The organism is Kitasatospora sp. NPDC088134 (assembly GCF_044741705.1).
GTDB lineage: Bacteria > Actinomycetota > Actinomycetes > Streptomycetales > Streptomycetaceae > Kitasatospora.
This window is the reverse complement of record NZ_JBIUTD010000007.1, coordinates 330503-342517: the sequence shown is the minus strand read 5'-3', so window position 1 is coordinate 342517 and position 12015 is coordinate 330503. Positions and strand designations below refer to the sequence as shown.

General features: G+C 69.8%; 18 protein-coding genes and 1 pseudogene. 3 read left to right on the top strand and 16 right to left on the bottom strand.

What is annotated here, in order from left to right; genetic code table 11:
- Window positions 1–383: 383 nt before the first annotated feature.
- From ACIOHG_RS15005 to ACIOHG_RS14965, 9 genes and pseudogenes are all read right to left on the bottom strand, one after another.
- Window positions 384–677 (bottom strand): annotated as a pseudogene (locus ACIOHG_RS15005) (GTP cyclohydrolase); the annotation flags it as partial.
- Between the two features lie 398 nt (window positions 678–1075).
- Complete coding sequence (locus ACIOHG_RS15000) at window positions 1076–1321, bottom strand: hypothetical protein (RefSeq protein WP_400949942.1); 246 nt, start codon at window positions 1319–1321, stop codon at window positions 1076–1078.
- Window positions 1322–1455: 134 nt separating this feature from the next.
- Complete coding sequence (locus ACIOHG_RS14995; protein ID WP_400949940.1) at window positions 1456–2025, bottom strand: GNAT family N-acetyltransferase; 570 nt, start codon at window positions 2023–2025, stop codon at window positions 1456–1458.
- Window positions 2015–2746, bottom strand: a complete 732-nt coding sequence (locus ACIOHG_RS14990) for a lasso peptide biosynthesis B2 protein (protein ID WP_400949937.1) — start codon at window positions 2744–2746, stop codon at window positions 2015–2017. Before ACIOHG_RS14990 ends, ACIOHG_RS14995 begins: the two co-directional genes overlap by 11 nt.
- Entirely contained in the window at window positions 2739–4550 is a 1812-nt protein-coding gene (locus tag ACIOHG_RS14985; protein WP_400949935.1) for an albusnodin/ikarugamycin family macrolactam cyclase, read from the bottom strand. Before ACIOHG_RS14985 ends, ACIOHG_RS14990 begins: the two co-directional genes overlap by 8 nt.
- 80 nt (window positions 4551–4630) lie before the next feature.
- Window positions 4631–4765, bottom strand: a complete 135-nt coding sequence (locus ACIOHG_RS14980) for a hypothetical protein (protein ID WP_400949933.1) — start codon at window positions 4763–4765, stop codon at window positions 4631–4633.
- Between the two features lie 111 nt (window positions 4766–4876).
- The gene (locus ACIOHG_RS14975; RefSeq protein ID WP_400949931.1) at window positions 4877–5338 is read right to left on the bottom strand and encodes an ATP-binding protein; all 462 of its coding nucleotides are present in this window, start codon (window positions 5336–5338) and stop codon (window positions 4877–4879) included.
- Window positions 5335–5760, bottom strand: coding sequence for a hypothetical protein (locus tag ACIOHG_RS14970; RefSeq protein ID WP_400949929.1), 426 nt, complete (start codon window positions 5758–5760; stop codon window positions 5335–5337). Before ACIOHG_RS14970 ends, ACIOHG_RS14975 begins: the two co-directional genes overlap by 4 nt.
- The gene (locus ACIOHG_RS14965; protein WP_400949926.1) at window positions 5669–6217 is read right to left on the bottom strand and encodes an ATP-binding protein; all 549 of its coding nucleotides are present in this window, start codon (window positions 6215–6217) and stop codon (window positions 5669–5671) included. Before ACIOHG_RS14965 ends, ACIOHG_RS14970 begins: the two co-directional genes overlap by 92 nt.
- Window positions 6218–6444: 227 nt before the next feature.
- On the opposite strand from ACIOHG_RS14965, the gene ACIOHG_RS14960 reads away from it, so the two are divergent.
- Window positions 6445–7311, top strand: a complete 867-nt coding sequence (locus tag ACIOHG_RS14960) for a helix-turn-helix domain-containing protein (protein WP_400949923.1) — start codon at window positions 6445–6447, stop codon at window positions 7309–7311.
- Window positions 7312–7316: 5 nt separating this feature from the next.
- Window positions 7317–7559, top strand: coding sequence for a hypothetical protein (locus ACIOHG_RS14955; protein ID WP_400949921.1), 243 nt, complete (start codon window positions 7317–7319; stop codon window positions 7557–7559).
- A gap of 163 nt (window positions 7560–7722) precedes the next feature.
- Here the strand turns inward: ACIOHG_RS14955 and ACIOHG_RS14950 are convergent, their stop codons facing one another.
- The gene (locus tag ACIOHG_RS14950; protein WP_400949918.1) at window positions 7723–8052 is read right to left on the bottom strand and encodes a hypothetical protein; all 330 of its coding nucleotides are present in this window, start codon (window positions 8050–8052) and stop codon (window positions 7723–7725) included.
- A gap of 55 nt (window positions 8053–8107) precedes the next feature.
- Between ACIOHG_RS14950 and ACIOHG_RS14945 the strand changes: the two genes are divergently transcribed.
- Window positions 8108–9217: a hypothetical protein gene (locus ACIOHG_RS14945; protein ID WP_400949916.1), complete on the top strand. Its 1110-nt coding sequence runs from the start codon at window positions 8108–8110 to the stop codon at window positions 9215–9217.
- Window positions 9218–9254: 37 nt separating this feature from the next.
- Here ACIOHG_RS14945 and ACIOHG_RS14940 read toward each other — a convergent pair whose 3' ends face one another.
- The 6 genes from ACIOHG_RS14940 to ACIOHG_RS14915 all read right to left on the bottom strand — a co-directional run bounded on the left by ACIOHG_RS14940 (window position 9255) and on the right by ACIOHG_RS14915 (window position 11980).
- Window positions 9255–9470, bottom strand: coding sequence for a hypothetical protein (locus tag ACIOHG_RS14940; RefSeq protein WP_400949913.1), 216 nt, complete (start codon window positions 9468–9470; stop codon window positions 9255–9257).
- 49 nt (window positions 9471–9519) lie between these two features.
- Window positions 9520–10017: a hypothetical protein gene (locus tag ACIOHG_RS14935; RefSeq protein WP_400949910.1), complete on the bottom strand. Its 498-nt coding sequence runs from the start codon at window positions 10015–10017 to the stop codon at window positions 9520–9522.
- Window positions 10018–10109: 92 nt separating this feature from the next.
- Window positions 10110–10613 (bottom strand): hypothetical protein, encoded by a 504-nt coding sequence (locus ACIOHG_RS14930; protein WP_400949908.1) that lies wholly within the window; start codon window positions 10611–10613, stop codon window positions 10110–10112.
- 57 nt (window positions 10614–10670) lie between these two features.
- On the bottom strand, window positions 10671–10859 hold the full coding sequence (locus ACIOHG_RS14925; RefSeq protein WP_400949905.1) for a hypothetical protein: 189 nt from the start codon (window positions 10857–10859) through the stop codon (window positions 10671–10673).
- Window positions 10860–10921: 62 nt separating this feature from the next.
- On the bottom strand, window positions 10922–11392 hold the full coding sequence (locus ACIOHG_RS14920) for a hypothetical protein (protein WP_400949903.1): 471 nt from the start codon (window positions 11390–11392) through the stop codon (window positions 10922–10924).
- Window positions 11393–11482: 90 nt separating this feature from the next.
- Complete coding sequence (locus ACIOHG_RS14915; protein WP_400949900.1) at window positions 11483–11980, bottom strand: hypothetical protein; 498 nt, start codon at window positions 11978–11980, stop codon at window positions 11483–11485.
- Window positions 11981–12015 lie beyond the last annotated feature (35 nt).

The window sequence follows — 12015 nt, the reverse complement described above, 5'->3', positions numbered from 1 at the left end:
GACCACCCGGCTGACCGCCGCCCCGGACAGAACCGGGCAATACCTCCGCCCGAAACCATGCGCGGCAGCCTAAAACGGTATCGAACGCCCTCTGAGGCACGCCGTTCCGGGCGTCCTGCTGCCTGTCGACGACGAGTTTGTCGAGACAGGGTCGTTGGTGTCGAACCGCTGATCGGCATTCCGGTACGCCTGTTCATGTACGACGTACGACAGCAGCCGGTCGACCCGCGCCCGCAACTCGGGCCTCGGGGCGGAGAAGCTCGCTTTGCCGATGGAGGAAGAGCCGAGGCCGAAGAGCTGATATTGCCGCAGGGCTGAGGCAGGCTGGAGCGGGCGCTGAGGAATTCGAGGTCGAGGCGTCGTCCCTCGACGCGCCGAACCGGTCAGACGACGCGGGTGGCGAGGAGGTCGTGGGCGAGGAGGTTGGTGGTGCCTCGGACTTTGGTGCGCAGGTAGGTGAGGTTGTGGGGTGTGGTGTGGACGCCGGTGGGGGTGCGGTTCTGCACCTGGATCCCGAGTGCTTGGAGCTGGCCCGACTTGTCCGGGTTGTTGGAGAGCAGGTCGACCGTGGTGGCGCCGAGGGTGGTGAGCATCTGGGCGGCGGCGGTGTAGTCGCGGCCGTCCTCGGGGAGGCCGAGGGCGGTGTTGGCGGCGTACGTGTCGAGGCCGGAGTCCTGGGGTAACGGTACACCCCTCCACCTTGTTCCCGACCTGTGGAAATACCCCGAGGTCGACGGCTACGCGCCTGCCCGGCCTATGGCTGGACGACCAGTGTCCGCCGTCGCGGACCGGCGGAGCGTGGCCGAGTACTCCCGCAGGCGTGCCATGGTCAACTCGGCCTCGGCCAGTTCGTCCGGCAGTAGGTAGACCACCCGCGGGGTGTCGGTGTCCGGCTGGGATATCTCGAACTTCGAGCCCGAGCAGGCCGGGGCGCTTCGCAGACGTCATGCCGGGAGCTTAACGGCGGGACCGCGCAGCAAGATCACGGGATCGCGGTGTGGCCCGGCAACGGGATCGGCTGGTGCGGCAAGCGCTCTAGCCCCTCTTCGTAGAGAGGGCTGGAGGGGGCACAGAGTCAGGGCGCCACACTGCGGCGCGGGCACTCGCCGACCTCCATCCAGACCGTGCGCGTACGGGATGAGAAGCCGAAGGAAGTGCCCATGCACAGGACCGGGATTGCGGCGGCATCTATGAATTGGTCGCCGGTGGCCTGCCAGTGCAACCTGTAGCCGCCCTCCTGCAAGCGGGACAGCCGTATCTCTTGCAGGGTGATGCTGCTCAACAGGCTTGCCACCTTGAACGCCCAGAGACGCGTATCCATCAGCCCCTCCGTATAAAGGGCCCCGCCCGGTGGCGGCCTGAGAAGACCACAGGGCGGGGGCCGTGCCCGCCGGAGGGGGAGGCCGGCGGGGGTGCGGGATGGTCGGTGTGTCTCGAAGGTCTCGACCTTGAAGCTCAGTGAGCCTCCGGCAGCACGCTGGGGCCCGTGAACTCCTGGGCCAGCGCGTCCATGATCAGCTCATCGCACACCGTGCCGCGCCAGTACCCGGCCTGGCGCATCGCGCCGACGTGTTGGAAACCGGCCTTCTCGTAGACGTGGACGGCGGCCTTGTTCGGCGCGAGCACCTTGAGCCACACGGACCGGAGGTTGGCGACGTGGAACCCGAAGTCCAGCGTCAGCCGGGTCGCGGCGGTGGCGAGGCCCTTGCCGCGCGCCTCCGGGGCGATGACGAGGATGTACTCGGCGGTGCGCGCGTAGGTGTCGGGCTGGAGCGTGGCCGTTCCGGCGGGCACCGGGTTTTCGGGGTCCGCGAGGTCGTAGACCGTGAACCGGATGTTCCGTCCGGCGAGCTGGTGCTGAAGGCCCTGGGTCCGGCTCGGCAGCGACTCGGGAACCGGCCGGCCAAGTCCGATCAGGGAACTCGGGTCCTCCTCCCAGCGCCAGTACTCCTCCGCCAGGTCGGACCGGAAGGGGCCGAGGCCACAGGCGCCAGCGGACAGCCAGATCTTCTGTTCAACGGACATGGTGCGCTCCGGGGATGCTGAGAATCGCGGTGAACAAGCCAACTGAGGTGGATTCGGCGACCGGACCACCGTCAACGGTCTCGATCCAGGCGTGCAACCGTATCGGGTCGGGTGCGACCCCGTGACGCCAAACGGCCCTCCTGCCCGACAGCCGGAGCAGCAACATGGAGGCCGCCGACTCCTCCAGACAGTTGGTCCGGCCGGGCGAGTACCAGCCCGCGCTGCGGACGGCGTGGACGGACTGTTCGGCCTCTCTGGTGGTGGCGGGCGTCCGCCCCGCCGTGCTGACGGAGTGGACCAGTTTGAGCACGCGGCCCATGGCTTCGTGTGCCGGGCCTGTCGCCTTCACCGCGTGGACCACCGAGAGAGCGGCCGCCGCCGCCAGTGTCCGGGTGCGCGGGACGGGCACAGGCGGCGTGAGTCCGGCCCGGAACTCTTCGCTGCCCCAACTTGCCCTCGGGGCCTCCACCGTGCGGACGTTGTGCCACGGCCGGGGCCGGTCTGCCGCCAGCAGTAGGCCCGCCGTCAGCAGCGACTTCAGCAGCGGCTCCGGGAGGTTCCGGGCGCTGCCGAACTCCGCCGAGTGCCGGAGGGCCAGACCTGCCGACGGGGGGAGTGTGCTGACCTGGCCATTGCGGTAGTTGACCAGGACGACGGCGTGTCCGAAGTCCAGGCCGCGGACGTGGCTGGGCATCGTCACGAACGAAGGCGAGTCAGTCACGGTCTTCCGCTCCCTCAACCCATTGCGGTTCCGGCTCGCGGTCGAGCGCCTGAAGCCACGCCTCGACAGCAAGCGTCCGGTCCAGAATCCCCATCGGTACAGGCGCGCCCATCGCAGCCTGCTTCAGTGCACGCCGAACGGCCCGGGGCTCGACCAGGCCGAGGGCGGACAGGAACCCGTCCGCCAGGCCGAGCAGGTCTTCCAGGTTCGCCCGCCGACCGGTGTAGAAGTCGGCGTTGAACGAGCCCTTCGTGGTGCGGGCGGCGAGTGCGGGGGGCAGCAGATCGCTCATCGCCTGCACCAGGTGCGGCTTGTAGGCATACACCGGGGGCCGGGCATCCAGCGGGACGCGCAGAACGGTATCGACCACGCTGGCGTCCAGGAACGGGTTACGGAGTTGGACACCGACTTCTTCCGCCAGTGCGGCGTCCGCCTGCGCAGTCCGGGCCACTTCGCGGATCTCGTCAATGACCGCGTGGGTGCTGGCGTCGAGTCCTGTGAGCGGGTTCGGGGCAGCGGCCACCCGCTCGATCTCACTCCGCAGGTGCAGCAGGGCCTCGGCCCCGGCCCACGCCGGAAGCTGGACGGGTGCGAACCAGTGAACGGTTCCGACTGCCGAGGCAGGCCCCTGGGCGATCTGTTCGGCAAGCAGGGCCAGCGCATCCGCCCGTGAGATCCGGGCTGCCGCGACCGCTTGCCGGAGAACGGCAGAGAGCGGAAGGTGCCGGAACCGGGCCCATCCCGCGGACTGTTGGACGGCGGCCCGGAAGCGGCGGTGCCGGACCAGGTCAGCGATGTGGGCAGGCGGCTGGGAGCAGAGGCTGTCTCCGCCGTCGCCGGTCAGGTGGAGCGTGGTGCCGAAGCGCTCGGCTATCCACTCCAACTGCTCCAGCAGCCCGGACCAAGCCAGCGAGGACGGAGCCGGTTCGTCGGCGGCCGGCACGCGGGTGATCCCGGTGTACGGCAACTGCTCACGCCCGGTGGGCAGGAGGTGATGTTTGATCCTGCCGGGCATCGAGTCCGCCACGAGCCGGGCGAACCGCAGGTCCGCCCCCGACTCGTCGCCGTCCGGATGGACCGTGACGGCGTTGACGCGCACGCTGTCGGGTGTCCGGCGTGCCGCCAGCAGGGTGATGGACGACGAGTCGAGCCCGCCCGACAGGTCGGTGCTGAACGGGTTGTCGTCCAGGTCAAGACCCACCGACTTCTCGAACTCGGTCCGGAAGCGCTCGGTCGGCTCGGCCCCGATGTCCGGTTGGGGCAGCCAGAGGTTAGTGATTCGGGGGCCTGTCCCCGGAATGAGTCGGATGCGGGCACCCGGCGGTAACTGCTCGACCCCGGAGAAGAACGACCGGCCCGCCACGAAGGCAGGGTGCAGTGGCGTGAACACGGCGGTCACCAGGCGCCGCGTGTCGACGCGGGCCTTGTTGAGTCCCGCGAGCATTCGCGCCGACGACGACCAGGCCCACCCCTCCCCGAAGCGGGTGACGTAGACCGGCTGTGCGGCGGCCGGGTCGGTGAAGACCACCGTCTCGTGCTCGGTCTCGCTCACCACCGCGTAGGCCCCCGGCCAGCGCCACGCCAGATCGGCTGGCAACGGCCCGTTGCTCACCGTTTTCAGATCCGCCGGCCGAGCACCGCTCAGCCCGAGGACGAACAGCCGGGGGGCTTGGCCGCCCTCCGGGACGTAGAACTGAACCGACGTCATGCCGGTCAGCCACACACTCGACTGCGGGTGCAGCCGTATCGCTCCCAACGGCTGTGGTGTGCCCGTTGCAGAACTGCTGAAGCCCCCGAAAGCCATCGTGGCCCTCCCCTTGGCGAATCACTGGCAGAAGGCGGAGCGGTGCGGCCCCGGAGGGCCGCACCGCCGTTGGAGGAGGATCAGCCGGCGTACTGGTACACGTACCGCTTGCTCTCGCCGCCGTCCGACTGGCCGCCCATGGTGAGGGCCGCCGCGTCACCGATCACGGCGACGGTCTCCTCGTCGTCGTCGACCAGGGCGATGTGCTCGTTCATCTCTCGGTTCCTTCCTGCTGGGTGGTGCAACCGCCCACCGGGGGTTCCCGGTGGGACCCGCCCCCGGCTGAGGTCTTGGCAGATCAGTAACCGGGGCGGGAGCTATAGGGGTCAGCGCGGGAGGCGGCGTGGACCGTGAATTTCTGCGTAGACGCACTTCCCCCGGGGGCGGAGATCAAGGCCCCACCGGCGGGAGAGCTGGTCCACGATCACCAGGCCGTGACCTCCCGCCGGCACCCTGTCGGGGTTGGCGGGCACGCTGGCCTGGATGAGGACGGGTGGGTAGCACGACCCGTCCTCGACGGAGATCCGCACCGCGGACTCGCCAAGTCGCTTGAGGGTCAACACGATGTGCCGTCGACACCCCGTCTGTATGGCGTTGGTCATCAATTCGCTGGCGACCAGCACCGCGCTGTCGATCAGGTCGGCAATTTTCCAGCGGTGGAGCACGTCCCGGACCAACCGTCGAGCTTGGCCGGCCGACTCGTTCGCGTAGGGGAAGGCCGCGGTGACTTCCTCGGGCGGCTCGGCGTCCGAGGAGGGCTGCACCGGGGGCTCTGCGACGACAGTCACGGGGTGCTAACCGTCATCCGTCTCAGCCCGTCAAGAAACCGTTCCAGCTCTGCCGGGGACAGCGCCGATCTTCGGTTGCTCCCTCGAAGTTCGGCGATCTGCGTGGGGGAGAGTTCGGCTTCCAGAGCCTTGCCGGGAGTCCTGCGGGCGAGGGGTTCCGGGGGAGGCTCGGTGTCGGTCGGCGCAGGCTCGGCCGGGGGTCGGAGCCCCTGAATCTGCTGCTCGATGTCCGCCAACATCGCTTCATCGAACCGCAGCTCCAGGACCGGTGGAGGCCGCTCCCCGGTGGGGTCGGGGATGATGCCGCTGATCGTCAGCCGGATGGGAAGCTCAGGCTGGCCGAGGTGCCGCAACTGCTCGGGGGAAAGCGCCTCGATGTAGATCCGGCTGCCCTGCCGCAGCGGCGTGCTGTCCTTCGGCACGGGCTGTATCGCCGTGGTCCCAACCGTCGGAGCCATCTTCCTCGTCCCCCTTGAGCGTGACGCAAACGATCTTGCTGCCCTCACTGACGTTGCAGTCGGTGTGCCACTCCGCAGCCAGGGCTTCGATCAGCTCGAAGCCGCGACCGCCGAGGTCGTCCGGGCCGGCGGTGCGGGGCTCCGGCAGCTGCATGGAACCGTCTTCCACCTCGATCCACGGCGGCCGGTCGTTCATGGCCGCGAAAGTGACCTTGAACGGCGTCCCGGCGTGACGGACGACGTTCGTGGCCAGCTCGCTGGCGAGAATCACCGGCGCATTCGGGTCGATGCCGACTTCAAGACAGCACTTCTCGATGAACCTGCGGACCTCCGGAACCTCGACAGCGACAGGTTCGAACATCTGCGAGCGGATCAAGATGACATATGGACTCACGTGAACGTGAGCGATCAGACTTTGCACAGCTCCTCCACAGATCGGCCGGAGGGAGCCGTGCGCCATCGCGGACGCACTACACTCCGCAGATGGCTCGTAGCGGTTGGTGCGGAATTGAGTTTCCTCGTACGAGCCGCTCGTACGCAAGCCCTTCGTGATGCCTCGTCAAAAGTCACCCGTACGAGGCAGGCTGAGCGTTTCCCGCGATACCCTCCGGTCAGGAAACTTCTACGCTGGTCAGAGGGAGGAAGGGCGTGGCGAAGCCGCAAGCGTCCCGCGCGATGGTCGCTGTCGGCCGGCGCCTGAAGGCGCTTCGCATGGCCAAGCGGCCACGGCTGACCCAGGAGATGGTCGCCAGGGCGCTTAACAAGAGCCAGGACTTGGTCTCCTTGATGGAGAACGGCGGACAGCTCCCCACCGACCAGCAGCTCGTGGTGATGTTCGACCTGTACGACGTTGGCGAAGCCCTTCGGCTCGACCTACTTGCCGAGATCAGGGCTGCCAGGGCATCGCAGTCGGTCTGGTGGGACGAGTACCTGGCCGACCTTCCCCGCAGCCTGGTTCGTCTGATCGAACTCGAAGACCCGGTCAGCAAGGTGCGTATCTCCACCGGCTCCCTGGTGCCTTGGCCGGGACAGGTTCCGCCGTACATGGAAGCCGTGGACGAGTTCCACGAGCGGGAGAAGGGGGTCGAGAAGACCTCCGTCCAGCATGCAGTGAGGCTCCGACGACAGAACATCTTCTTCAGGCCGGACAACCCGGCCGAGCTGGACGCGCTGTGCTCAGAGGCAGCGATTCGGGCCCAGGTGGGCGGCCCGGAGGTGATGAAGGCCCAGCTTGACCACCTGGTCGAGTTTATGCAGCGGCCGAACATCACGTTGAGGATCATCCCGTTCTCGGCCGGTGCTGCCGCGGCCACCCAGGTCAACCTGAACGTGATGGATTACCCGAGTCCCAACGACCCGGGCGTGGCCACCATGGACACGGGTACTGGCGTGGCGATCCTCGAAGATCCGAAGGAGATTCGTGCACGTCGGCGGAGGTTTGACTACCTGGCCCATAGCGCGTTGACTCCCGATGAGTCGCTGGAACTGATCGAGACGCTTAGCAAGGAACTGTGATCTAGATGGAGAAGCCCGACCTGTACGCCGTCACTCCGCCGGTGGAGGAGAGGTTCAAGTCCCCCCTGAGCGAGGGGGATGGTGCCTGCGCCACCTTCGCAGCGATCCGGAACGATGCTGGCGACCTGATCGGGGTCTACCAGGGCGACAGCCAGAACCCTGATCTCCTCGGCGTCCGTTACACCGTGGCCGAGTTCCTTGCCATGGCGGGCGGGATCGACGCCATCCGCACGAAACTCGGCCTGTAGCACCTGCTGTTCAACCGTCTGAGCGCCCCTGACTCCCTGGAGAGTCAGGGGCGCCTGGCGTTGGGGCTGGTCAGCCGAGGGGTACGGCGGAGTGGTTGATGTCATTATGTCTTTTTTAGTGACATTCTAAAAATATCTATACATAAGCCTCTAGCGGTGGGACTCAACCCAAATCGGGCTCCGACACCCGGCATTCCGACAGCACGGAGGGGGCGGGGCCTGGTGCCACCCGGTATTGCTCCAGGTCGGCCGGCGGCGGGAGCGGGACGGCGATGGACAGTTCGATGGCGGCCACTTGGCGGGTGAGGTAGCCCGAGCGGCCGGCAGCGGCTCCCACCCACGTCCCGGCGGTGTTCCTGGGCATCCAGACGCCTCCGCGTTTCTCCACGGTGCCGATCTGTTCGCCCAAGCCGCGCACGACCCGGTAGTGCCCTCTGCGGCCCTCGTAGTCGAGTTCGAAGAGTCGGTCGTCCCAACGGCCGTCGGGCAGCACGTTGTCCGGGTGAATGGTCAGGGATGGGTCCTTCCGTCGGGCGGGGTGGGGCCTGGTGCCAGCGGTCGGCGAAGCCGCGGCCGGTCGACCGGCCGATGGCGGCGGGGGTGGGTCCTGGTGCCCGCTCCCCGATCTCGACTCCGTCGGCGAGCAGTTGCCGCACGGCGGCCTCGGCCTGGTGCTGGTAGGGGTGGCGGGAGACGAAGCAGCCGTTCTCCCGGATCTCGTACATGTCCGTGGCGAAGTCGCGTTCGTTGAGGGTGACGTCCAGGCGGCGGTCGTGGCCGGCACCGGTGACGCTCCAGCGGCCGGCACTCATCGCGGACCACGTCAGGGTGATGTCCGCTCCGGTGCGGGCTCGTTCGGCGCGCTCGCGCTCGGCCTGCGCGTCGGCGGCGCGCTGGCGCTTGGCCGCCAGCTCGGCCTGATGCTGCTGTTCGGCGCGTTCGCGTACCCGCTCGGCCTCGGCCCGGTTCTCTGCCCGCCACCGCTCCATCTCGATGTGCCGCTGGTGGGCGGCCTCTCGACGGCGGGCGGCTTCCTGGCCGCCGGGCAGCGGGGGCAGGGCCTCGGGCTCGCGGCGGACGGGCCAGGGCTCGGCGAGGTCGGCACGGTGGTGCTGCCAGATCTTGAGCATGGCGCGGCCGTCGGCGGTGGCCCACACTTCGCCGCGCTCGTCCTGGCGGAGGAACCCGGCGGCGAGCACCAGCTCGACTACGCGGCGGCGCACCCGGCGTCCCTTCGCGTCGAGCCGGGCTCCGGCCGGGACGAGGCGGTAGCCGGTGCCGTCCCACCAGACCCCACCGTCGGGGTCCTCCCGGGTGGCCGCCGTGACGAGGTCGTACACGCGGGTCGTCCACCCGGATTTATGGCGGGCCTCCTCGGTGCGCCGGGCGGCGGTGAACCGACGGAAGTCCGCTTCGTGCTCGTCGGCGTGGAGCCGGGCGGCGAACTGGGCGTCGTCGCGGTGGGTGTGCTCGTCGCCGATCTGGGCCGGGCGGCCGGCGTACCGGTCGCCGCAGGCCAGGCACCAGACCAGCCACCACCGCACCCGGGCGGTTCCGCCGGGGCCGACCCCGACGGGACAGGGGGTGTGCAGCCCCCACTCCAGGGCGGTGCCGCCCCCGGGAATCCAAGGGGCGAGGGGGGTGGGGGTGGGCACTGATGTCTCCTGCCGGTGGTGCGAGGGGTGGGGCCTGGTGTCAGAGCTGGACGAGCGCGGCGCAGGCCGGGCAGAGCGGGTCGCCGTTGAGCGCCCAGTCGGAGAACAACGGGGTGTCCGGTGCGCACAGGGCCAGCCGCTCGGACAGCGGCGTGTCCTCGGTGGTGACGTGCGGGACGGTGCCGGGGCTGGCGTAGCCGAAGGTCAGGTGCCGGGGCAGGTCCATGACCCGCAGCGGCTCGGGGACGGCGTGCACGGGTGTTCCTTTACGGGGACGGGCTGGGGCCTGGTGCCAGCGGGCGCGCTCAGGCGTGGTCGGTGCGGAGGTGCCGCTTGCGGGTCTCGTCTACGTAGGTCTTCGTGTCGCTGCGGGTGGTCCACCCGCACGTGCAGGTCGCGGTGGAGTACGCCCGGCCGGGGCAGCCCTCGTTGCGGGGCTTGCCCGAGCTGGTGTGCTTGTGGCTCGGCGGGCACTCGGAGCCGTCCGCGTGGTGGTCGGTGCGGGGGGCGTGCGGCTTGACGACGTCCGGCTTCGGCCGGCGGGCCCGGGGGGAGGTCTGGTGTCCCTCGCGCTCGCGGACCTCGGCGGCCTTCTTCAGCCCTTCCCAGTGGGCGGCCTCGGTCGCCCATTCCTGTTCGTCGTGGGCGTCGCCGACCACAGGGTCCACGGCGTGGTGGAAGTAGGTTTCCCAGTCGGCCGCGACCAGTTCGGCGGCCTTGGCTTCTGCTGCCGCGTGGGTCTCGGCTTCGACGCTCACCAGGTGCACGGTGATGAGGTCCACGGGAACGGTGTAGCGGGTCATGCTGCTCTCTCCTGCGCTGCTCGGGGTGGGGCCTGGGGTCTGGCCGGGCCTCGGCACGGTCCGGACGGTGGTCCGGGCCGCACCGGGGCGGGTCAGGCTGCGAGCGCAGTGGAGTCGGCGAGCAGGCCGGGCAGACACTCCTGGAGCAGGGCGGGAAACATCTCGGTGTCGCGGTCGCGCATCCACGGGTGGCCGGGAGCGGTGGCGATGGCGAACGGCTCCCCGCCGTCGGCGGGGACGACGACCCGGAAGCGGGCGCGGACGCCGTCGCGGACGGACGGGCGGAGCAGGCCGAGGACGCTGGGGTCGGTGTCGCTGGCGACTCCGTACCGGACTCGGCCGTCGGGCTCGGTCCAGCGCTGCCAACCCGCCCCCTTCGTGCGGGTCCTGCTGGGCTTCGTGGCGGGCCGGGGGCCGGGCCCGATCTTCACGGCCCGGCCGGGGCTGCTGAGCGTCGGCAGGTCCAGCGCGGTCTGCACGGCCTTCGAGTGCGTGGCCTGCGCGCCGCGACCGGCCGGGGTGGTGATGGTGACGGTCTCGCGCCCGTTCTCGCGGGGCAGGCGGAGAGTGGTGGTCAGTTCGGCGGTGGTGCTCAAGGTGGCGCTGTTCCTTCGGTGGTGCTGGGGGTGGGGCCTGGTGTCAGCGGTGCTCGGTCACGCGGCGAGCGCGTGCAGCAGCTCGGCGTCGCGGACCTCGGGTTCGTGGCCGTGGCTGTAACCGTCTTCGCGGGCGTCGCTGTCGAAGATGTCCAGCGCTTCGGCCTCGGCCTCCTCGGGGCCCTCGGCGTCGACCTCGTACTCGAAGGTCTCCGTGTAGTTGATGCGGACGGTGTAGCGGGGCACAGCGGTCTCCTGTGGGTGGTGCGGACTGGGGGCCTGATGCCGGCCGGGGGCTGGGCCTGGTGTCAGCGGCCTTCGTGGGAGATCCACCAGTCGTCGTAGCCGGTGTCGTAGGCGAACCACTCGCCGTCGTCGCCGCTCAGCCCGGCGGCCTCGGCCCACATCCGGTAGCCCGCGCGGCTGAGCCGGTAGGCGTGCAGCTTGCTCGCGTCCTGGGCTCCCTTGCCGTACGCGCGGCTGTCGGGCGTCCATTCGGGCAGGGGCTCCGACAGGTCGACCCACTTCGCGCGGATCACCGGCCGCCACACCACGCGGACGGTGCGGGCGGGCCGGGGCCACTCGACGGTGAAAGCCCCGCCCGTTCTGGGGGTGACGGTCGCGCCGTGGTGGAGTGCGTGCCGGGCGAGTCGCCGGGCGAGCGCGAACGCGCTGGTGCTCGGGGAGTCGTCCTCGGTGCCGTAGGCCCCTGCGCCGTTGACGGCGGCGTGGTCGCCGAGCTGCTGGACGAGTTCGGCATAGGTGTCGCGGTGGTTCACGGTGGCGCTGTTCCTTCGGTGGTGCGGGGAGGGGTGGGGCCTGGGGCCAGCCGCCCGGGGTGGGGCCTGGTGCCACCCCGGGCGGGGCGGTCAGCCGAGCGGGATGCGGCCGACGACGCGCCCGACGGGGTGGGCCCTGGTGTAGTCGGCGCGGGCGGTGTGCCCGGCCTTGCTGAGCCGCCACGCGCCGGGCACGGTTCCGGGGGTGAGGTACCCGGCCTCGGCGAGTCGGGCGGTGGCGGTACCGTCCGGGTCGGCGATGTTGGCCCCGATCCGGTCGCCGAAGACCCAGTGGGACAAGAGCGCGAAGTCCTCGGCGCTGATCAACGGACGGTCCCCCGGCGTGTACTCCAGCTCGGCAACGAGCGCTTCCAGTTCGGCGGTCAGGGTGAGCAGCAGATCCCGGCTGTCGTGGGCGCGTTCGTCGTCCAGCTCGTCCACGTCGCCCATGTGCCGGTCGTCGGCGGGCTGGTCGGGGAAGCGGGTGTTGTCGTAGGTCGGGATGTCGCCGAACGCGGCCTCCCAGTCCTGTTCGTTGCGGTAGACACGGGTAACGATGGCTTCGAGGCGGGCAACGGTGGTGTTCACGGTGGCGCTGTTCCTTCGGTGGTGCGGGGAGGGTG